Source organism: Arsenicicoccus sp. UBA2120, assembly GCF_002330965.1.
GTDB classification, from domain to species: Bacteria; Actinomycetota; Actinomycetes; order Actinomycetales; family Dermatophilaceae; genus Arsenicicoccus; species Arsenicicoccus bolidensis.
Map to the genome: position 1 here is coordinate 19,434 of NZ_DCYC01000019.1, position 18,791 is coordinate 38,224.

An 18,791-nucleotide genomic window follows, 5' to 3' on the forward strand; every position below is an offset into this window, starting at 1 on the left:
TCACCCAGATCGACGTCAACGCCTTCTCGTCGACCCTGTGGGCCGGTGTCATCGGGCTCGGCCTGTCCGAGGCGGCCTACATGGCCGAGATCGCCCGCGCCGGGATCCTGTCCGTCGACCAGGGGCAGCGGGAGGCCGCGCAGGCGCTCGGCATGCCCGGCGGCAAGACCATGCGCCGGATCGTGCTGCCGCAGGCCATGCGCGTCATCGTGCCGCCCACCGGCAACGAGACCCTCGCCATGGTCAAGGACACCTCGCTGCTGTCGGCCGTGCCGATCAGCGCCGAGCTCTTCTACCAGACCCAGGTCATCGGGCAGCGGACCCTGCAGATCATGCCCACGATGATGGCGGCCGTGTGCTGGTACCTCGTCGTGTGCTCGGTCCTCATGGTCGGCCAGCTCTACCTCGAGCGGCACTTCGGCAAGGGCTTCGGGACCCGGCCCAGCAAGAAGGACCAGCAGGTCAACCGCCTGCTCGCGACCACGGGGAGCCACTGATGAGCAGCCGTATGACGGAGCCCGCCGCCACCGGGCGTGACGGTGACGCGCGAGACGCGGGCCGGGCCGGCATACCGCTGGTGCACGCCGTCAACGTGCACAAGGCGTTCCACGGCAACGAGGTGCTCAAGGGCATCGACATGGACGTCCACCAGGGGCAGGTCGTGTGCTTGCTCGGGCCGTCCGGGTCGGGCAAGACGACCTTCCTGCGGTGCATCAACCAGCTCGAGTCGATCGACGGCGGCCGCATCTGGGTCGACGGCGACCTCATGGGCTACCGCGACGTGGGCGGGCGGCTGCACCACCTGACCGACAAGCAGGTCGCGGCGCAGCGGCGCGAGATCGGCATGGTGTTCCAGCGGTTCAACCTCTTCCCACACATGACGACGCTCGCCAACGTCATGGAGGCGCCGATCCAGGTCAAGGGGGAGCGCAAGGCCGAGGTCAGGGAGCGGGCCGTGCAGCTGCTCGACCGGGTCGGCCTGGCGGAGAAGGCCGACGCCTATCCCAGCCAGCTGTCCGGCGGGCAGCAGCAGCGCGTCGCGATCGCGCGGGCGCTGGCGATGCAGCCCAAGCTGATGCTCTTCGACGAGCCGACGTCCGCGCTCGACCCCGAGCTGGTCGGCGAGGTGCTGACGGTCATGCGCGAGCTCGCGGCCAGCGGCATGACGATGATCGTGGTGACCCACGAGATGGCGTTCGCCCGGGAGGTGGCCGACCACGTCGTCTTCATGGACGCCGGGGTCGTCGTCGAGCAGGGCCCTCCGCGCGAGGTCATCGGCAACCCGAGGCACGAGCGGACCCAGGCCTTCCTGTCGCGGATGAGGTCGGAGTCGCACGACGGCTGACGGCTCGCCAACCCCTATCCTCGGTCGGGTGAGCGACGCACCCATCGGCATCTTCGACTCCGGCTACGGGGGTCTCACGGTGGCCCGGGCCGTGCTCGACCAGCTGCCGAGCGAGTCCATCGCCTACCTCGGTGACACGGCGCGGGCGCCATACGGCCCCCGCCCGATCGCCGAGACCCGCCGCTATGCGCTGGAGTGCCTGGACCGGCTCGTCGACCACGGCGTCAAGGTCCTGGTCATCGCGTGCAACACCGCGAGCGCCGCCGTCCTGCACGACGCGCGGGAGCGGTATGACGTGCCCGTGGTGGAGGTGATCCGGCCGGCCGTGCGACGCGCGGCCGCCGCCACCCGCAACGACGTCGTCGGCGTCATCTCGACGCGGGGGACCCACCAGAGCCGGGCCTACCCGGACGCCTTCGCGGCGGCCCCGCAGATCCGCGTCGTCAGCCAGCCGTGCCCGCGGTTCGTGGAGTTCGTGGAGTCGGGGGTGACGGGCGGTCACGAGGTGCTCGAGGTCGCGCGCGGCTATCTCGAGCCGGTGATCGCCCAGGGCGTCGACACCCTCATCCTCGGCTGCACGCACTATCCGCTGCTCACGGGCGTCATCTCCTATGTGATGGGAGACACGGTGACACTGGTGTCGTCCGCCGAGGAGACTGCCAAGGACGTCTACCGCGTGCTCGCCGACGGTGACGCGCTGCGACCGGCCGACCAGGGGCCTCCGTCCCACGGGTTCACCACCACCGGCGACCCCGAGGAGTTCCGTCGGCTGGCGCGGCGCTTCCTCGGCCCCGAGGTGGACACCGTGTTCGCCGACGACAGAGGTGCCCCGTGAGAATGACCGTGATCGGATGCTCGGGGTCCTTCCCGGGGCCGCAGTCGCCCGCCTCCTGCTATCTCGTGCAGGCCGACGACGAGGCCGGCCGCACCTGGTCGATCCTGCTCGACCTCGGCAACGGCGCGCTCGGCGTGCTGCAGCGGCACCTGGCGCTCGACGAGATCGACGCGGTCCTGCTCTCGCACCTGCACCCCGACCACTGCCTGGACGTGTGCGGGCTCTACGTCACGCGCAAGTATTCCCCGGCCCGCGCGGACGGCGGGCGCCTGCCGGTGCACGGCCCCCACGGCGTGGAGCGGCGGATGGCCGAGGCCTACGGCGGCGAGGAGGGCTCGGCGCTGGCCGGTCAGCTCGACTACCGCGAGTGGGAGGCCCGGCAGCCGGTGCGGATCGGACCGTTCACGGTCACCCCGATCCCCGTCAACCACCCCGTCGAGGCCTACGGCCTGCGCGTGGAGGCGGACGGGCAGGTGCTGGCCTACAGCGGCGACACCGACTCCTGCCCCGAGCTGTCCGAGCTGTTCACGGGGGCGACGCTGGCGCTGGCGGACTCGGCGTTCGTGGACGGGCGCGACGAGACGCGCGACATCCACCTGACCGGGTCGCGCGCGGCCGCCGCGGCGGTCGTGGCCGGGGGAGTGCAGCGGCTGATGCTGACGCACATCCCGTCCTGGAACGACCCCGAGGTGTGCCGCGCCCAGGCCGCGGCGGTGTGGGCGGGCGAGGTCGAGCTCGCCGAGCCCGAGCGCACCTACCCCCTCTGACCCGCCGCCGGCAGAGGCATCGACCGGCCTTCGTTCCCCAGGCTGATGCCTTTACCCCCGGCGGGTCTCAGCGGCGCAGGCGACCGACGACCGGCATCGACTGCAGCTTGTCCCTCGCGTGCCCCGACCTCACGAAGGCCTCCGTCGCGTCCGTGCCCGCCTCGATCCCGTGGTGGCGACCCCGCTTCATCCACGACGGGAACCCGCTCATGTCGTAGACGACGCCGTCCACGGCCAGGTAGCAGGCGGCGCCATCCGCGCAGGTCGCCGCCGTGAGCTGGTCGCCGGTGATGGTCACCGTGTCCAGGGTGTGCTGCTCGGCGCTGCTGACGGTGCGCTGCAGCTTGGTGGGGTCCCCGGCGTTCGGGTTGGGCTTGGCATAGGCATAGACGACCGCTGCCGCCACCGCGATCACGACGGCCAGGGTGATCCACATCCAGAGCTTCATGGCGTCCTCTCCGCGATGAGACACGATGTCGCATCGCTGTCGTGAGACACTATGTCGCATGACTCGCGCTCCGGCATCAGGGGGATCCCCGAACCGTCCCCGACGCCGTGGCGAGGACCCCGTCGCGGACCGCATGCTCGACGCGGCCCTCACCCGCATCGAGGCCCAGGGCATGACGGTGAGCCTCGCCGATGTCGGCATGGAGGCCGTGATCGCCGAGGCCGGCGTCTCCCGTGCGACGGCATACCGCCGCTGGCCGAGCCGCGAGGCCTTCCTGGCCGACGTGCTCGTGGAGACCGTGCGGCGAACCTCCCTGATCCCCGAGACCGAGCAGGACCTCGTCCGCCTCCTCGAGGTCGTCGACGACCACCGGGCCGACCTCTGCGGCGAGCAGGGGCGCCGGGACCTGGTCGTGGAGGCCCTCCGGGTCTCGGTCGACCTGGACGTACGACGCATCGTCGCCTCACCGCGCTGGCGCACCTTCGTGTCGTTGGCGGCGACCTACCAAGGGCTGCCCGAGGGGGCCGTCCGTGAGGCGGTGGGGTCGGCGCTCGCCGAGGCCGAGGAGGCGTTCGTCGCCCGGCGGGCCGGGATCTACGCCAACCTCGTCGGGCTCATCGGCTATCGCCTGGCGCCGCCCCTGCAGGGGGACGACGGCTTCCGTGCGCTGTCCGGCGCGACCGGGGCGATGATGACCGGCGTGGTCCTGCGGGCCCTGCCGCGACCGGCGTGGCTGGACGAGCGGCATACGACCCGCTTGCTCGGCGCATCTCGAGAGGCGGCCTGGTCAGAGCCCGAGCGGCTGCTGGTGGGGCTGCTGCTCAGCCATCTCGAGCCGGACCCCGACCTGGCCTGGGACGACGCGACGATCGAGGGCCTCCTGACCAGGCTCGAGGGTCAGGTCGCGGAGCTGTTGTCCCGTCCGTCACGGCCCGCGGCCCCCCGGTGAGAGCCGCCCGCCGACCGCCTAGGACCCGCCGGGGGCAGAGGCATCAGCCTGGGGGACGACGGCCGGTCGATGCCTCTACCGCCGGCGGGACAGGGCGGAGGGCCACCAGACGCGGTCGCCTAGCTCGCGCACCAGCGCCGGCACGAGCAGCGAGCGCACCACGAAGGTGTCCAGCAGCACCCCGAACGCCACGATGAACGCGATCTGCACCAGGAAGCTCAGCGGCAGCACCCCGAGCGCCGAGAAGGTCGCGGCCAGCACGATCCCGGCACTGGTGATGACACCGCCGGTGACCGCCAGCCCGACGAGCACGCCCTCGCGGGTCCCGCGCTTGCGGCTCTCCTCGCGCACCCGGGTCATGAGGAAGATCGAGTAGTCGATCCCCAGCGCGATCAGGAACACGAAGCCGTACAGCGGCACGGTCGGGTCGAAGCCGGGGTAGTCGAGCACCCACGTGAACAGCACCGCGAAGACCCCCATCGTCGCGGCGAAGCTCAGCACGTTGGCGAGGGTCAGCAGCACCGGCGCGACGATCGAGCGCAGCAGGACCACGAGCACCACGAAGACGACGAGCAGGATGGCGGGCCCGACCGTCCGCAGGTCGTGCACCCCGGCGTCGCGGGAGTCCAGGCCCTGGGCGGCGACGCCTCCCACGAGGGCGCCGTCGGCGATCGGGTGCACGACAGACCGTATGCCGCGCACGACGTCCTGCGCCTCCGGCGTGTCGGCGGCCGGCGTCGTCGTGGCCTGGAGCAGCACACGACCGTCGACGACCTTGGGCGGCGCGCCCTGACCGGGCCGTCCGCCACCCGTGCTCCCGGCCTGCGCGGTGAGCGGCACGACCGACGCGACCCCGTCGACGCCCTGGAGGGCGGTGGTGACCTGGGCGGCCGTGGCGGAGGGCACGATGACCTGCACGGGCGAGCCGGACCCGCCGGGGAAGTGCCGGGCCAGGGCCTTGTTGCCCGTGACGGACTCGACCTCGGTGGTGAAGTAGGTCGACTGCGGCGCGCCGTCCGCGCGCAGCACGGGCACGAACGCCGCGCACACGGCGAGCCCCAGCGCCGACAGCACCCAGGCGCGACGCGGGTGGCGCCCGACCAGGCCGGCGACGCGGCCCCAGACGCCCCGCTTCGCACCCGCCGAGGTCGTCGAGGTCGGTGCAGCAGAGCCGGGCTCGTCTGCCGGAGCCGTCGCGACCGCGTACTCGGAGTGCACGTGGTCCACGCGGGGGATGGCCGGCCAGAAGATGCGCCGACCGGCGAGCAGCAGCACCGCGGGCAGGAAGGTGAGGGCGGCGAGCATGGCGCCCACGATGCCCAGGGCGCCGATGGGGCCGAGGCTGGCGTTGTTGCCGAGGTCGGACAGCAGCAGGCAGAGCAGCCCGAGGATGACGGTGCCGCCGGAGGCGACGATGGGCTCGACCGTGCCGCGCCAGGCGCGCCGCATGGCCACGCGGTGGTCCTCGTCGTCGTGCAGCTCCTCCTTGTAGCGCGCGACCAGCAGCAGCGCGTAGTCCGTCGCCGCGCCGACCACGAGGATCGACAGGATGCCCTGGCTCTGCCCGGACAGGGTGAGGTGGCCGCCCTCGGCGAGGGGATAGATGACCAGCCCCGCGGCGGCGAGCCCGAAGACCGCGGTGGCGAGGACGGCGAACGGCAGGACGGGGCTGCGGTAGACGACGAGCAGGATCACCAGCACCACGCCCAGCGCCACGAGCAGGAGCACCCCGTCGATCCCCCCGAAGGCCTTGACCAGGTCGGCCGTGAAGCCGCCAGGCCCGGCGACGTACGCCTGCAGGCCGCTCCCGGCGAGGACGGCGTCCCGATGGGTGCGCAGCGCCTCGGCCACCGCGCCGACGGGCTTGACCCCGTCGATCTCGGTGTCGGTCTTGGTCGAGTCCACGCTGACGGGGACGAGCAGCGCCTTGCCGTCCGGGGAGGGGATCGCGACGGCGGGCCCCGCGAGCAGGGACTGCAGCCTGACCTGGGGTGCCCCCGGCAGGGTCAGTGAGGGGATCGAGTCGACATAGCTCTGGGCCGCGGCCCGGTCGGCGGCGGTGAGCCCTGACTCGCGCTCGACCACGACGAAGAACGGCAGCGTCGACTGCTCCTGGAAGCGCTCGGCCACCTCGCGGGCCTTGGTCGACTCGGCGCTGGCGGGCAGGAAGGCCGCCTGGTCGTTCTTCTGCACCGAGGACAGGCCGCCGATCTTGGGGCCGCCGAGCCCGCCGACGGCGAGCCAGGCGACGACCACCACCAGCGCGGCGAGCAGCCAGCGGCCTGGTCGCGGCACTCCGGTCCCGGTTCGATGGGGGCGATGGCGACCAGGCTGGGGGCTCATTCCACCAGTGAAACAAATGTGGCGTGCCTGCGCGCGCCGCCACGCAATCCCTGGACCCACCTGTGCCGAGCCTGTATGCCGTCCACCGCCGGGTGCCGTACGCCGCGAGCGGGCGGGCCCGGCATACGGGCTCGATAAGGTGAGGTCCATGACTGCACGCCACGACGGGCGCACGCCCGACCAGCTCCGCGACGTCCGCATCACCCGCAACTGGCTCGACCACGCCGAGGGGTCGGTGCTCGTGGAGTTCGGGCGCACGCGCGTCCTGTGCGCCGCGAGCTTCACCGAGGGCGTGCCGCGCTGGATGAAGGGGCAGGGCCGCGGCTGGGTCACGGCGGAGTACTCCATGCTGCCGCGCTCGACCAACACCCGCTCGGACCGCGAGTCGGTCAAGGGCAAGATCGGTGGCCGCACGCACGAGATCTCGCGCCTGGTGGGACGTTCGCTGCGGGCCGTGGTCGACCTGGACCAGCTGGGGGAGAACACCATCGTCCTGGACTGCGACGTGCTGCAGGCCGACGGCGGGACCCGGACGGCCGCGATCACCGGCGCGTATGTCGCTCTCGCCGACGCCATCGCCGGTGGGGTCACGAGCGGCGCGATCGCCAAGGGCGCCAAGCCCCTGCGCGACTCGGTCGCCGCCATCTCGGTGGGCGTGGTCAAGGGGGTGCCGGTGCTCGACCTCGACTACCCCGAGGACTCGACCGCCGACACCGACATGAACGTCGTCATGACCGGCGACGGGCGCTTCGTCGAGGTGCAGGGCACGGCCGAGGCCGAGCCGTTCGACAAGGCCGCGCTGGACGCCCTGCTCGCGCTGGCGGCCACGGGCTGCGAGCGGCTGACCGAGCTGCAGCAGTCGGCGCTCGACGCCACGCCGCGGGAGCGCGTGCAGTGAGCCGGATCGTCCTCGCCACCCGTAACGCCGGCAAGATCCGCGAGCTCGAGACGATCCTGCGCGCCTCGCTGCCGGGCGTCGAGGTCGTGGGTCTGGGGGAGTTCCCCGACCTGGAGGACGTCGTCGAGTCCGGCGTGACCTTCGAGGCCAACGCGACGCTCAAGGCCGCCTACGCCGCGCGCATGACGAACCTCCCTGCCGTGGCGGACGACTCGGGGCTGGCCGTCGACGTGCTCGGCGGTGCCCCTGGTGTGTTCTCGGCCCGCTGGTCCGGGCGGCACGGCGACGACGTCGCCAACCTGCGGCTGCTGCTGGACCAGCTCGCCGACGTGCCCGACGAGCATCGTGGGGCACGCTTCCGGTGCGCCGCGGTGCTCGCCCTGCCGGACGGCACGACCGTGTGCCGCGAGGGCGACTTCCCGGGAACGCTGACGCGAGAGCCGCGCGGCACCAACGGTTTCGGCTACGACCCGATCCTGCAGGTCGAGGGCCGCACCCGCACCGCGGCCGAGCTCTCCGCCGAGGACAAGAACGCGATCTCCCACCGCGGCAAGGCCTTCCGCGCGCTCGCGCCCGAGATCGCCCGCCTGCTGGCCTGAATCCTGCTGCTGGGTCGCAAGGTTCGGCACGCGGGGCTCGGGTCGCGGGGTGCGGGCGACAGGTGTCGGCCCGGTGTCCAGCGTCGCGCGAGACGTCAGTCGTCGGCGCGGGTCACGCGCCCTCGTCCGGACTTCACGTCCGCACGGCGCGACTTGGCGGCGAGGCGCCGGCGCTGAGATCCCTTGGTGGGCTTGGTCGCCCGCCTCGGTGGCGGTGGGGGAGCCAGGGCCGCGCGGACGCCCTCCGCCAGCCGGTGCCGCGCCGCCTGGCGGTTCTGGCGCTGGGACCGGTGCTCCGAGGCGTCGATGGTGATCACCCCGTCGACGAGCCGCGGCTCCAGCGCCTGCACCACCCGCGCCCGCTGCGCCTCGCTGAGGGCGGTCGAGGTGGCGGGCGCCCACGAGAGCTGCACGCGCGAGTCCGTCGTGTTGACGCCCTGGCCGCCGGGGCCGGACGCGCGCGAGAACCGCTCCGTCAGCTCGGACGCCGGCACCACGAGCCCGCGGGGGATGCCCGGGCCGGAGGGGACGCGGAGGTCGGCGGTCGGCATACGACCACTCTCTCAGAGGTGCGCACGGCGGGACTCGAACCCGCACGCCGGAGCACAGGAACCTAAATCCTGCGTGTCTGCCAGTTCCACCACGTGCGCGGGGCCCGGTGCACGACGGCGACCGGGCGGGAGGCCAAGGCTACTCGGCGAGGCTCAGGGCCTTGGACAGCGAGGCGACGTGCCCCTTGGCCTTGATGTTGTACTTCGCCAGCTCGACGCGGCCCTGCTCGTCCAGCACGATCGTGGAGCGGATCACGCCCTCGATCGTCTTGCCGTAGCTCTTCTTCTCGCCGTAGGCGCCGTAGGCCTTGAGCACGTCCAGGCCCGGGTCGCCGAGCAGGGGGTAGGTGAGCCCCTCCTTCTCGCGGAAGGTCGCGAGCTTCTCCGGCTTGTCCTTGGAGATGCCGACGACCTCGTAGCCCGCCGCCTGCAGCGACCCCAGCGAGTCCCGGAAGTCGCAGGCCTCGGCGGTGCACCCGGGCGTCATGGCCGCGGGGTAGAAGAAGATCACGAGCTTGCGCCCGCGCAGGTCGCTCAGGGACACCTGCTCGCCCGTGTCGGAGGGGAGGGTGAAGTCGGGGGCCTGGTCACCGGGGTCGAGGCGGGGCATGGCGGATCCTTCCGGGCGGGCTGGTCGGGATGCAGCACGAGCCTACGGGGTATGCCGAACCCCAGCCGCGCAGGCGGATGCTCCGACGAGGGGCGCCCCACCTGCGTTATCGTCGACGCAAGACCTGCGTCCCGCGCATCCCCCCACGCTAGGAGAGCATCGTGACCGAGCAGCCCAACAAGTCCGTGTCCGACCTCGAGTCCGACATCGCCAAGAGCCGTGAGCGCCTGGCCGCCACGATCGACGAGCTGGCCTTCCGCGCCCAGCCCAAGAACATCGTGGCCGACCAGAAGCGCCAGCTGCGCGAGACGGTCATGGCCAAGTACCACTCGCTGATGGGGACCTCCGCCGGCGCGACCACGGGCCCGAGCCACTACTCGTCCGCGGGGACGACCACGACCTCCCACTCCGACGCGTCCGTGGCCGACCAGGCCAAGGCCAAGGCGGAGGAGCTCAAGACCACGGCGACGCTCAAGGCCGAGGAGCTCAAGACCACCGCGACGCTCAAGGGCGAGGAGCTCAAGGCGACCGCCACCGCCAAGATCGACGAGCTGAAGTCGCGCTCGGAGAGCCACGGCCAGCACGCCGACCCGGCCGCGCAGACCACCTTCGCGGACCTGCGGTCCCGCGCGCAGGTCAAGGCCGACCAGGCCCGCCTCAAGGTCGACGAGGCCACGCACGACGCCGACGGCGAGCTGCGCATGGACCGCGTCGCCACCGGCCTGGCCGCCGTCGGGGCCGTCCTCATCAGCCTCGGCGTGGCTCGCCGCAACCGCGGCTGACACCCCCAGCGACCTGATCGAGGTGGCCCCGTCACGGCGGGGTCACCTTGATTTCATGTAGCCCCCTCTGACCTGGTAAGGTCTTACCTCGTTGCGCCGCTAGCTCAATGGCAGAGCAAGTGACTCTTAATCACTGGGTTCGGGGTTCGAATCCCTGGCGGCGCACCAGTCACGAAAGGCCCGGTCCACCTGGACCGGGCCTTTCGTCATGCCCCGGTGCGAGGCTGGGCGCCACCCGACGCGTGGGACAGCAGGTGGGCCTGGGTCGCTCTTCCCCGGTCGTCCGCCGAGGTCTACGCTGCGACGTGAGGCGCGTCACACGCTCGAGGCCGGGGAGGCTCTCAATGGACCGCAGCTCGTCCCAGAGGTTCCGCCCGGTGCTGTCCGCCCTCGTGGTGGCTGCCATCCTCGTCGCCGGGGTCCTCGTGCAGGTGCCCACCGTCACGGCGGGGGCAGCCACCAACCCGACGGTCGTGACCCTCACCTTCGACGACGGCGACGCGGACCAGCTGGCGGCTCAGCGGACCATGCGCGCTGCGGGCCTCGCCGGCACCTTCTACGTGGTGTCGGGGTGGGTCGGGGCGCCCGGCTACCTGTCGCGAGCGGACCTGACGGCGATGGCGGCCGACGGCAACGAGATCGGGGGTCACACGGTGACCCACCCGGACCTCGTCCAGATTCCGGCCCAGGAGGTCCGTCGGCAGATCTGCAACGACCGGGCCACGCTCGACGAGTGGGGGTTCCGTCCCGTGAGCTTCGCCTACCCCTTCAGCGTCGCCAACCCCGCCGTCGAGCAGGCCGCTCAGGACTGCGGCTACACCACCGCCCGTGGCCTCGGCGACGTCCGCAGCCCCTTCGGCTGCACCGGCTGCGTCCGGGCCGAGACGTCTCCGCCGCCCGACCCCTACTACCTGCGGGCCCCGGACCAGGTCGACTCCCGCTGGACGCTGGCCAGCCTCAAGAGCCAGGTCACCGCCGCGAGCACGCGCTCGGGCGGATGGGTGATCCTCACCTTCCACCGCGTCTGCGCCCCGCTGGGCACCGCGGACTGCCCGGCCGACCGCTCGGTCACCCCGCAGGTCTTCGGCCAGTTCACCACCTGGCTCGCGGCCTACGCGCGGACGGCCTCCAACAACACCACGGTCCGCACCGTCGACCAGCAGGTGCGGGCCTACCTCGGCGCCGCATACCCCGCCTACTCCGTCCCCGTCCCCGTGCCGGGGACACCACCGACGCAGCCGGGGGACAACGCCCTGACCAACCCCTCGCTCGAGGCCGTCGACGGGTTCACCGGCTTCCCGTCGTGCTTCCAGCCCGGCGGCTGGGGGACCAACACCCCGAGCTGGGCCCGCAGCACGGCGAGCCGCACCGGCGCGGCCGCCGAGCAGCTGACGATGACGGGGTACCAGGACGGGGACGCCAAGCTGCTGCCCACGCTCGACCTGGGCACCTGCTCGCCGTCGGTGGTGCCGGGTCGCACCTACGAGGTCAGCACGTGGTTCACGTCGACGGCCGTGTCCCAGATCGCACTCTACTACCGCGACGGGTCCGGCGCCTGGCGCTACTGGACGTCCAGCCCCTGGATCGCGGCCGCCCCCACCTGGCAGCGCGCGGCCTTCACCACCCCGCCGGCACCGGCGGGGGCGACCGGCCTGAGCTTCGGTCTCGCGCTCATCGCGAACGGTGTGCTCACGACGGACGACTACGCCCTGACCGAGGTCCCGGCCACGTCCCCGACAGCGACCGCGTCCGCGCGCCGGCTCGTCGTCAGCGCCCCCAGCCCCGGCGCCACCCCCGGCCGTCGCCCGACGCGGGCGAGACCGGCGCAGGCCACCCCGCAGGGCGCCACCACCTTGCGACGTCAGGACGCGGCAGCCAGCACCTACGTGCCGGGACCGGGTGAGGTGCCCGAGGGCACGCGCATCGCCCCGGCCACCCCCCTCGCGCGCCGGTGAGGGTGGGCCGTCACCTCGCGGCGGGCAGGGTCGGCGTCCGCACGGCCACCGTCCTGATCGCGATCGCGTGCGTCGGGCTGCTGGCCGTGGCGCTGGCGCGGATGGCCCTGGACCGGCCCCCGAGCTCCGGTGCCTCGGCGCCCCCGCCTCGGGCGCCCAGCGCAGGCGCCCCCACCGGAGTCACCCCCACCGCAGCCACTCCCACCCCACGCGGTCCGGACACCAGCGCCGCCCCCGGCATCGGCGGCACGCCGACCGCGTCGGCCGCCCCCTCGCGGCCGGTGGCGCCCAAGCGCAACGTCGCGCCGCTGCCCCGGCGCACCTACCCCTGGCACACGGGGATCGTCTCGACCACCTTCTGGGTCGGCGAGATCTTCGACCCGACGGCGCCGGACGGGTCGCAGCGCATCTCGACCTACGACGCGCGCTGGTTCGAGCACTACGGCGGCTGCGACGGCGTGGTCGTCGCCGGGGAGTCCCGCACCGAGCGCCGGACGGCGGCGGGCGGGTGGTTCCCGACCCGGATGACGCCGCGGGAGAACCCCTTCTACCTCGACGTGCCGAGGTGATGAGCAGCTCGGCGCGCTCGGCCAGGGCGGCCTCCAGCACCGTCTCGGTGCCGTGGATGTTGGTGCGCAGGCTGGTCAGCGGGTCGTCGACGATCCGGTGGACCCCCACGGCGGCCGCGAGGTGAAAGATGCGGTCCGCGTCTCGCACCGCCTCGCGCACCACGGCCTGGTCGAGGATGCTGCCCAGCAGGAAGGTGAACGCGGGGGAGGCCGACGCGGCGTCCAGGTTGGTGAGCGACCCGGTCGACAGGTCGTCGAGCACGACCACCTCGTCGCCCATCGCCAGCAGGTGGTCCGTGAGGTGGCTGCCGATGAAGCCGGCGCCGCCGGTGACGACGGTGCGCATGGTTGTGCCTCTCGTGGTGCGGTCAGAGGGTGTCCCAGCCGTGCGACGACGCGAGCCGGAAGGTCGCGTCGAGCACGAGCGGGACGTCGGTGGTCCAGGACAGGTCGTCCTCGGCGTGGTGGCACACGAGGACGGCGAGCTCGGGGGACTGCTGGGTCGGTGACTCCAGGCCGTATGCCGTGGTCCCCTCCGCCAGGCGGATGCTGGGCACGAGCGGGTCGTAGAACGCCACGTCGGCCCCGGCGTCGCGCAGCCCGGCGTAGATCTCGAGGGCAGGGGACTCGCGCACGTCGCTCACGTCTGGCTTGTAGGTCACCCCGCTGACCAGGACCCGCGTGCCCGGGAGCCCTCGTCCGTGGTCGGACAGGACCTCCCGCACCCGGTCGACGACCTGTCGCGGACGGGACGCGATGCTCGCCATGGCCTGCTCGGTCAGGGGGGTCCGCATCCGGTGCCGCCGCAGCTGCCACAGCAGGTAGTGCGGGTCGCAGGGGATGCAGTGCCCCCCGACGCCGGGGCCGGGGTAGAAGGGCATGAAGCCGTAGGGCTTGGTCGCCGCGGCGGCGATGACCTCCATGACCGGCAGGTCGAGGACCCGGCACACGTCGGCGAACTCGTTGGCGAGGGCGATGTTGACGGCGCGGAAGGTGTTCTCCACCAGCTTGACCATCTCGGCCGCGGCGGGGGATGGGACGGGGTGGACCCGGGCGGCGTAGCCACCGAGCAGCGCCGAGGCCCGCCGCTCGCACTCCTCCGTCACGCCGCCGACGACGCGGGGGACGTCTTCCAGCAGGTGCACGTCGTTGCCCGGGTCGATCCGCTCGGGGCTGAAGGCCACGAACACGTCCGTCCCCGGCTCGAGGCCGCGGGCACGCAGGGGCTCGACCAGCAGGTCGGCCGTGCACCCGACGTAGGTGGTCGACGTGAGCACGAGGACCTGGCCCGGCCGGGCGTGCTCGACGACGGTGCGGCAGGCCCCGCGCAGCGGCCCCAGGTCGGGGACGAGGTGCTGGTCGATGGGCGTGGGGACGCAGACGATCACGGCGTCGGCCTCGGCCAGCCGGCTGGGGTCGTCGGTGGTGACGAGGCCGCCGGCACCGTCGTCCTGGTCGGCGACCTGCGCCACGGGCCGGCGCAGGAACCTCGAGAGCCGCTGCTGGTCACGCGGGAGGAGATCCGCCTCCCCGGCCGCGATCGTGGCCAGCCGCGCCGGGCTGGCGTCCAGACCCAGGACCGAGCGCCCGGCCGCCGCGAACGCCAGGGCGGTGGGCAGCCCGACATAGCCGAGACCCACCACAGCGACGTCGTAGGCGGGGGCGGGGCCCGGCTCGACGATCCTGGGGGTGGGGGCAGGGGCGAGGTCGGGGGTGAGCACGACGGCGCCGGCGGACGGGGATGCGGCGGGAGGAGGTGAGGCGGCGGTCAGGCCCGTCGGCGGCTCGTCCCTGAGGTCGATCAGGCTCATGCGGGCACCTCGATCCGGTCGTGTGCACGACGGCAGCGGACCCCCCGGGGCGGCGTGCACCATGAGTGACTTTCGTCACATTTGTCCCTGTCATGCAGCGTAAGGAGGCCCTCGCGAGATGGTCAACGATTCCACGACCGCCGTCCCCCAGGGGGGTGCCTGCGGCGACGCACCGGTGACGGACGGTCGCGCTCGGCTCACGGTCAGCGTCGTGTCGAGGCACCCATGACCTGGCGGCGGGCGGGGCTGACCCATTGGCCGGTGGACGGAGCGGCTGAGAGCGCGACGACGCGCGCGGAGCTTCTCACGGAGTTGTTCGGCGTGCACTGTCTGCTCGCCAATATCGCCAACAACGTGAACCAGATCGCCAAGGCCGCGAACTCGACTGGCGACATGCCCACACAGACGCCCGAGGTGCTGGCTGCCGTGCGCCGCGTCGCGGAGCGCATCGACGCCCTGGTGGACAGGCTGTCGTCGTGATCCCCAACATCACCAAGGGCGACCGGATGGCCGGTCTGATGGTCTACCTGGCGGGTCCGGGCAAGCGCAATGAGCACACCGAGCCGCACCTCGTCGCGGGCGACCCCGCGATGATGGCGTGGCACGATGACAACGAGCTTGGTCGCAACGACGCCCTGGCGATTGCACGACACCTGGACCGCCCCGACGCGCCTTCGGTGTCGAGGTCGCGGGCGGCCATGTGTGGCACTGCTCGCTGTCGTTGCGCGCGGAAGAGGGGCAACTCAGCGACGATCGGTGGAGAGAGATCTCCGAGGCGTGCGTGCGCAAGATGGGTCTCGACGATCACCAGGGCACGAAGGCGCCGACGCGATGGGTCGCCGTGCGGCACGGCGTCTCCCAGGCGGGCAACGACCATGTGCACCTCGTCGTGAACCTTGTGCGCGAGGACGGCACCAAGGCGGACGTGTGGGGGGACTACGGCGCGGCTCATAAGGCGTGCCGCGAGTTGGAGGCCGAGTTCGGGTTGCAGCGCTTGGAGAGCGCGCAGCGCGACCGCGCGAGTCGCGGCTACCACCCCGCCGAGATCGAGGCTGACGCCCGCCGTCGAGCCCGTGGGAAGTTCGAGGCAGCACGCCGCCAGGGCAGCGAGTCGCGCACCTGGTGGAGCCTGCCGAAGGACGAACGCGACGGCCTGGTAGCCGCCCAGCGCACCGCCGACCAGCCCCGGTGGGCGCTCGCCCGGACGGTGCGTGCGTGCGCCAGCGCGTCACCCGACGAGGCCGAGTTCGTGCGCCGGATGCGGCGTCAAGGTGTGCTCGTGCGCGCACGCTACGCCGAGGGCACGCACGACGTCGTGACCGGCTACAGCGTGGCGGCGAAGGCCGAGCCCGGCCAGCGTCCGATTTGGTACGGCGGCGGCAACCTGGCGCGTGATCTGATGTTGCCGCGTCTGCGCGCCGAGTGGCCGGACACCCCGCAAGGGGCGAGCGCGGCGGCGGCCGAGTGGGGCGCAGCTCGTCGAGGCCGTCGACCTGTCGCACCAGGCCGCGAGGTGCACGAGCGGGACCCGGTGGTGTGGAGCGAGGTCGGTGCCGATTTGGAGCGGCTGCGGGAGCAGCTGCGGTCGATCCCGATCGAGGACCGGGATACGTGGGCGAGGGTCGCCCGTCAGACGTCGGGGGCGTTCGCAGCATGGTCGGCACGGGTCGAGGGCACGCCCGGGCCGTTGGCGGCGACGTCGGACGCGCTGGCGAGGACGGCGGAGCTGCGCCGGCACCCCGTGCGTCCGGAGCGGGTGCCGAAGGCGTCAGCCGCGGGGGCAGCGATGTTGCTTATCGCAGCGTCGAAGGGCGGGCGTGGGACGGTGGCCCAGGCGGCGATGCTGCGCCAGCTGGCGAACTTGGTCAAGGCAGTCCGTGACATGCACCGGGCGGACCAGGACGCGCGGCGGGCAGCGGAGATCGAGCGGGCGATTCGGGGGGAGCTCGCGACGGTCTCGGCGCGGCTGCCCGATCCCGGCCCGGTGGGTCATTCGGCCACGAAGGCGGTCGCGGCCGTGCGTACCGCGCGCCAGGGCCAGGCAGGTCCGCAAACCCCGATGGGGTCGCCGATCCCGAACCGGATCGACCCGCAGCGCCCGGCTAGGGCGGCGACGACGTCGACGAAGCGGGATCCCGATCCCGGTATCGACCGGTAGATGAAGGAGTGGTGAGGATGAGCACGCACGATAGTGACGGCATTGACGAGGCTCTGCAGGGGGTTACCCACCTCGCCGTGTCGACCGCGGCGCGGGTGGGTGAGCAGATGGCCCGCAGGTTGGCGCAGGAGTCTCGGGATGCGCAGGCCCGCAGCGAGCAGGCTGCGCGGGAGAGCGCTGCGCGGCTGCAGGCGGAGCGTGAAGCGGCTCGAGCCGCGCTCGCCCCGGTTCATCACGATCGGTGGTGGGACACGGCCGCGGCCGAGGACGTGACCGAGGCCTACACGACGGCGATGGCCTGGCGAGACGTCGACCCTCTGGCGGCTCGAGCCGCCGAGCGGATCGTGGAGCAGGCCCGGACCCGCCATGGCGTCGACCTCGACGTGCGTCCGGCGGGGTTGACCGAGCTGAGGGCCGCTGCGGACGCCCGCGAGGAGCGGACTCGTGCCGGCGCTGAGCGGGCCGAGGCCGTTGGGCTGCTGGCCGGAGCGGATGCTCTGGACTCCTACGCTGAGCTGGAACGGGAACGCCGGGCCGGCGCCGAAGGGGACCAGGACCCACTAGAGGTCGGCAGCGGCCGCGAGGAGAACGAGGAGCAGACGGCTCGCGAGCAGCGAGCCCAAGCGGGCCTCGCGTACGACAGCGCTGAGCGCGGTGAGGCGCTGGCTCACGACATCGACGGTATCGAGAACCCCGTCGCGGTGGACGCGCGGGTGCGCTCTGATGTGGCCCAGGGACGTCCGGCGACGGACGCGGCCGCTGGTCCTCCTGGGAGGGCACCGAAGGCGCGCAAGACCAAGACCAAGTCCCAGGTCGGCCGTGCCGCGGGTAGGACGGAGCGGGGGCGGTAGCCTGCGCCTAGGCAGCGCAGGACGCACCTAGGCTGGCCACATGCCAATCGGCGCGAGCAGAAGGGCTGGCCTGCAGGGTCACGCTGTGGGGTTGAGCTAAGGCAGGTGGCGCTTTTGATCCCGGACTGTCAGTGACAGCGATGCGTTGGGCGTGACTAGTCCATATGAACCATGGCGCTGGGGTTGTCCTGAGCGCAGACTGAGTGGGCGCAGCAGGCGCGGCGTCTCGAGACGGGGCGCGATCTTCTTCGCTAGGGAGAGCATGTAATGACCAAGCATTCAGCGTTGAGGCATGGTTCTGGTCGGTCGGTACTGGTGGCTGCGTCGACGGTGTCGTTGGTGGTGGCTGCGTTGGGTGGGTCGGCGGCCGCCGGTCCGGGCCCGAAGCCGGTTCCGCCGGGGCACTCGAGGGCGAAGTCGGGTCCGAACCCGGCGGACAAGGGTAAGAAGGCGCCGGGGCGCCTGGAGGCGCCGGGGTGGGTGAAGGACAAGGTTGCCAAGAGCCGTTGGAGCGCGCCGGGTCAGGTGCGCAGGGGTGCAGTGGGGATGGTCCCGCCGCCGTCGGCGCGGTGGACGTACGAGGGCAGCGGCGACGGCACCGAGGTGGCGGTGCAGGCCACGGGTGGACGTGCGGCTCCTCACGTGGTCGCTCCGGAGCGGTTCGTGGCGGTCGACCCGGACGAGGCTGTCGCGGCGCCGGGTCTGGGGGTGCAGGCGCACTACGGGATGGAGGAGTTCAAGGTCCGCGAGGGGCTGTCGGTCGCGGTGAACGTGGCCAACGGGAACCTGGTCGTGCGATCGACTGATTTGAAGTTCAACGGGCCGGGGATCGGGACGAGCTGGGACCGGTTCTACAACGGCTTGGCCACCCGCACGGGCGCGTTCGGCGGCAAGTGGTCCCTGTCGGGTGGGCACGACGTGGGCCTGGAGGTCGGTACCTCCACGGTCGTGTTCCGAGGGCCATCGGGGTTCCGGGCCACGTTCACCGGGTCGGGGTCGACTTGGACCGCACCGACCGGCATGAACGCGAAGCTGATCAAGAACGCGGACGGGTCGTGGTCGGTGCGGACGAATGGCACGGGTGAGACGCTGAAGTTCACCGCGGGCGGTTATCTGATCCAGCACAACGACCGCAACGGGGTGGGGCTGAAGTTCTACTACGGGTCGACCACCCAGATCCAGAGCGTGGTCGACGCGGCTGGGCGCACGTCGACGTTCACGTACGACTCCGCCAAGCGCATTACCAAGCTCACGGACTCGGCTGGCCGAGAGATCACCTATGCCTACGACGCGGCGGGGCGCCTGGCCTCGGACACCAAC

At 72.3% G+C, this 18,791-nt stretch carries 19 protein-coding genes, 2 tRNA genes and 1 pseudogene; 15 read left to right on the top strand and 7 right to left on the bottom strand.

The features are described from left to right. The 4 genes from B2P18_RS01960 to B2P18_RS01975 form a co-directional block, all read left to right on the top strand. Positions 1 to 497, top strand: a 497-nt coding sequence (locus B2P18_RS01960) for an amino acid ABC transporter permease (RefSeq protein ID WP_286955644.1), incomplete at its 5' end; no start/stop codon positions are given. An 11-nt stretch (positions 498 to 508) separates the two neighbouring features. Beyond that, on the top strand, positions 509 to 1,345 hold the full coding sequence (locus tag B2P18_RS01965) for an amino acid ABC transporter ATP-binding protein (protein ID WP_029212796.1): 837 nt from the start codon (positions 509 to 511) through the stop codon (positions 1,343 to 1,345). A 28-nt stretch (positions 1,346 to 1,373) separates the two neighbouring features. Further along, positions 1,374 to 2,180 (top strand): glutamate racemase, encoded by an 807-nt coding sequence (gene murI, locus B2P18_RS01970; RefSeq protein ID WP_019287723.1) that lies wholly within the window; start codon positions 1,374 to 1,376, stop codon positions 2,178 to 2,180. After that, positions 2,177 to 2,947, top strand: a complete 771-nt coding sequence (locus B2P18_RS01975; protein ID WP_286955645.1) for an MBL fold metallo-hydrolase — start codon at positions 2,177 to 2,179, stop codon at positions 2,945 to 2,947. The genes murI and B2P18_RS01975 overlap by 4 nt, the downstream gene beginning before the upstream one ends. 67 nt (positions 2,948 to 3,014) lie before the next feature. Here B2P18_RS01975 and B2P18_RS01980 read toward each other — a convergent pair whose 3' ends face one another. Next, complete coding sequence (locus B2P18_RS01980; RefSeq protein WP_019287725.1) at positions 3,015 to 3,395, bottom strand: cytochrome b5 domain-containing protein; 381 nt, start codon at positions 3,393 to 3,395, stop codon at positions 3,015 to 3,017. A gap of 58 nt (positions 3,396 to 3,453) precedes the next feature. Here B2P18_RS01980 and B2P18_RS01985 point away from each other — a divergent pair, with 58 nt between their 5' ends. After that, a complete protein-coding gene (locus tag B2P18_RS01985) occupies positions 3,454 to 4,344 on the top strand; it encodes a TetR/AcrR family transcriptional regulator (protein ID WP_286955646.1) in 891 nt (296 codons plus the stop codon). Positions 4,345 to 4,419: 75 nt separating this feature from the next. Here B2P18_RS01985 and B2P18_RS01990 read toward each other — a convergent pair whose 3' ends face one another. After that, positions 4,420 to 6,639 carry an MMPL family transporter gene (locus B2P18_RS01990; RefSeq protein ID WP_286955647.1) on the bottom strand — a complete coding sequence of 740 codons (2,220 nt, stop codon included), beginning with the start codon at positions 6,637 to 6,639 and terminating at the stop codon, positions 4,420 to 4,422. 196 nt (positions 6,640 to 6,835) lie between these two features. Between B2P18_RS01990 and rph the strand changes: the two genes are divergently transcribed. Further along, complete coding sequence (gene rph / locus B2P18_RS01995) at positions 6,836 to 7,585, top strand: ribonuclease PH (protein WP_286955648.1); 750 nt, start codon at positions 6,836 to 6,838, stop codon at positions 7,583 to 7,585. After that, positions 7,582 to 8,184, top strand: coding sequence for an RdgB/HAM1 family non-canonical purine NTP pyrophosphatase (gene rdgB, locus B2P18_RS02000; RefSeq protein WP_286955649.1), 603 nt, complete (start codon positions 7,582 to 7,584; stop codon positions 8,182 to 8,184). The genes rph and rdgB overlap by 4 nt, the downstream gene beginning before the upstream one ends. A 95-nt stretch (positions 8,185 to 8,279) precedes the next feature. Here rdgB and arfB read toward each other — a convergent pair whose 3' ends face one another. From arfB to bcp, 3 genes are all read right to left on the bottom strand, one after another. Further along, the gene (gene arfB / locus B2P18_RS02005) at positions 8,280 to 8,735 is read right to left on the bottom strand and encodes an alternative ribosome rescue aminoacyl-tRNA hydrolase ArfB (RefSeq protein WP_286955650.1); all 456 of its coding nucleotides are present in this window, start codon (positions 8,733 to 8,735) and stop codon (positions 8,280 to 8,282) included. A 19-nt stretch (positions 8,736 to 8,754) separates the two neighbouring features. Next, a tRNA-Leu gene (locus tag B2P18_RS02010) sits at positions 8,755 to 8,834 on the bottom strand. Positions 8,835 to 8,874: 40 nt separating this feature from the next. Beyond that, positions 8,875 to 9,345: a thioredoxin-dependent thiol peroxidase gene (gene bcp, locus B2P18_RS02015; protein WP_286955651.1), complete on the bottom strand. Its 471-nt coding sequence runs from the start codon at positions 9,343 to 9,345 to the stop codon at positions 8,875 to 8,877. Positions 9,346 to 9,506: 161 nt separating this feature from the next. Between bcp and B2P18_RS02020 the strand changes: the two genes are divergently transcribed. The 4 genes from B2P18_RS02020 (at position 9,507) to B2P18_RS02035 (ending at position 12,651) form a co-directional block, all read left to right on the top strand. Then, positions 9,507 to 10,127, top strand: a complete 621-nt coding sequence (locus B2P18_RS02020; protein ID WP_286955652.1) for a DUF3618 domain-containing protein — start codon at positions 9,507 to 9,509, stop codon at positions 10,125 to 10,127. Between the two features lie 93 nt (positions 10,128 to 10,220). Further along, positions 10,221 to 10,295, top strand: a tRNA-Lys gene (locus B2P18_RS02025). 176 nt (positions 10,296 to 10,471) lie between these two features. Further along, positions 10,472 to 12,082, top strand: coding sequence for a polysaccharide deacetylase family protein (locus B2P18_RS02030; protein ID WP_286955653.1), 1,611 nt, complete (start codon positions 10,472 to 10,474; stop codon positions 12,080 to 12,082). Beyond that, on the top strand, positions 12,079 to 12,651 hold the full coding sequence (locus B2P18_RS02035) for a hypothetical protein (protein WP_286955658.1): 573 nt from the start codon (positions 12,079 to 12,081) through the stop codon (positions 12,649 to 12,651). The genes B2P18_RS02030 and B2P18_RS02035 overlap by 4 nt, the downstream gene beginning before the upstream one ends. Before the next feature lie 10 nt (positions 12,652 to 12,661). Here the strand turns inward: B2P18_RS02035 and B2P18_RS02040 are convergent. Together B2P18_RS02040 and B2P18_RS02045 are read right to left on the bottom strand one after the other, a co-directional pair. Beyond that, positions 12,662 to 12,997 (bottom strand): annotated as a pseudogene (locus B2P18_RS02040) (GDP-mannose 4,6-dehydratase); the annotation flags it as partial. Positions 12,998 to 13,019: 22 nt separating this feature from the next. Further along, a complete protein-coding gene (locus tag B2P18_RS02045; protein WP_286955654.1) occupies positions 13,020 to 14,462 on the bottom strand; it encodes a nucleotide sugar dehydrogenase in 1,443 nt (480 codons plus the stop codon). Between the two features lie 225 nt (positions 14,463 to 14,687). Between B2P18_RS02045 and B2P18_RS02050 the strand changes: the two genes are divergently transcribed. The 4 genes from B2P18_RS02050 to B2P18_RS02070 form a co-directional block, all read left to right on the top strand. After that, positions 14,688 to 14,942: a MobC family plasmid mobilization relaxosome protein gene (locus B2P18_RS02050; protein WP_286955655.1), complete on the top strand. Its 255-nt coding sequence runs from the start codon at positions 14,688 to 14,690 to the stop codon at positions 14,940 to 14,942. A 220-nt stretch (positions 14,943 to 15,162) separates the two neighbouring features. Beyond that, a complete protein-coding gene (locus tag B2P18_RS02060; RefSeq protein ID WP_376783729.1) occupies positions 15,163 to 16,620 on the top strand; it encodes a relaxase/mobilization nuclease domain-containing protein in 1,458 nt (485 codons plus the stop codon). Positions 16,621 to 16,637: 17 nt separating this feature from the next. Beyond that, on the top strand, positions 16,638 to 17,471 hold the full coding sequence (locus B2P18_RS02065; RefSeq protein ID WP_286955656.1) for a hypothetical protein: 834 nt from the start codon (positions 16,638 to 16,640) through the stop codon (positions 17,469 to 17,471). Between the two features lie 267 nt (positions 17,472 to 17,738). Beyond that, positions 17,739 to 18,791: RHS repeat domain-containing protein (locus tag B2P18_RS02070; protein ID WP_286955657.1), on the top strand; the 1,053-nt coding region annotated here is incomplete at its 3' end.

Excerpts from the sequence above, each read along its gene's own strand:
- arfB (WP_286955650.1), bottom strand. The coding sequence starts at position 8,735 with ATGCCGACCGCCGACCTCCGCGTCCCCTCCGGCCCGGGCATCCCCCGC.
- B2P18_RS02045 (WP_286955654.1), bottom strand. The coding sequence starts at position 14,462 with ATGAGCCTGATCGACCTCAGGGACGAGCCGCCGACGGGCCTGACCGCC.
- rph (WP_286955648.1), top strand. The coding sequence starts at position 6,836 with ATGACTGCACGCCACGACGGGCGCACGCCCGACCAGCTCCGCGACGTC.
- B2P18_RS01980 (WP_019287725.1), bottom strand. The coding sequence starts at position 3,395 with ATGAAGCTCTGGATGTGGATCACCCTGGCCGTCGTGATCGCGGTGGCG.
- bcp (WP_286955651.1), bottom strand. The coding sequence starts at position 9,345 with ATGCCCCGCCTCGACCCCGGTGACCAGGCCCCCGACTTCACCCTCCCC.
- B2P18_RS02030 (WP_286955653.1), top strand. The coding sequence starts at position 10,472 with ATGGACCGCAGCTCGTCCCAGAGGTTCCGCCCGGTGCTGTCCGCCCTC.
- B2P18_RS01965 (WP_029212796.1), top strand. The coding sequence starts at position 509 with ATGACGGAGCCCGCCGCCACCGGGCGTGACGGTGACGCGCGAGACGCG.
- B2P18_RS02065 (WP_286955656.1), top strand. The coding sequence starts at position 16,638 with ATGAGCACGCACGATAGTGACGGCATTGACGAGGCTCTGCAGGGGGTT.
- B2P18_RS02050 (WP_286955655.1), top strand. The coding sequence starts at position 14,688 with ATGACCTGGCGGCGGGCGGGGCTGACCCATTGGCCGGTGGACGGAGCG.
- B2P18_RS01985 (WP_286955646.1), top strand. The coding sequence starts at position 3,454 with ATGACTCGCGCTCCGGCATCAGGGGGATCCCCGAACCGTCCCCGACGC.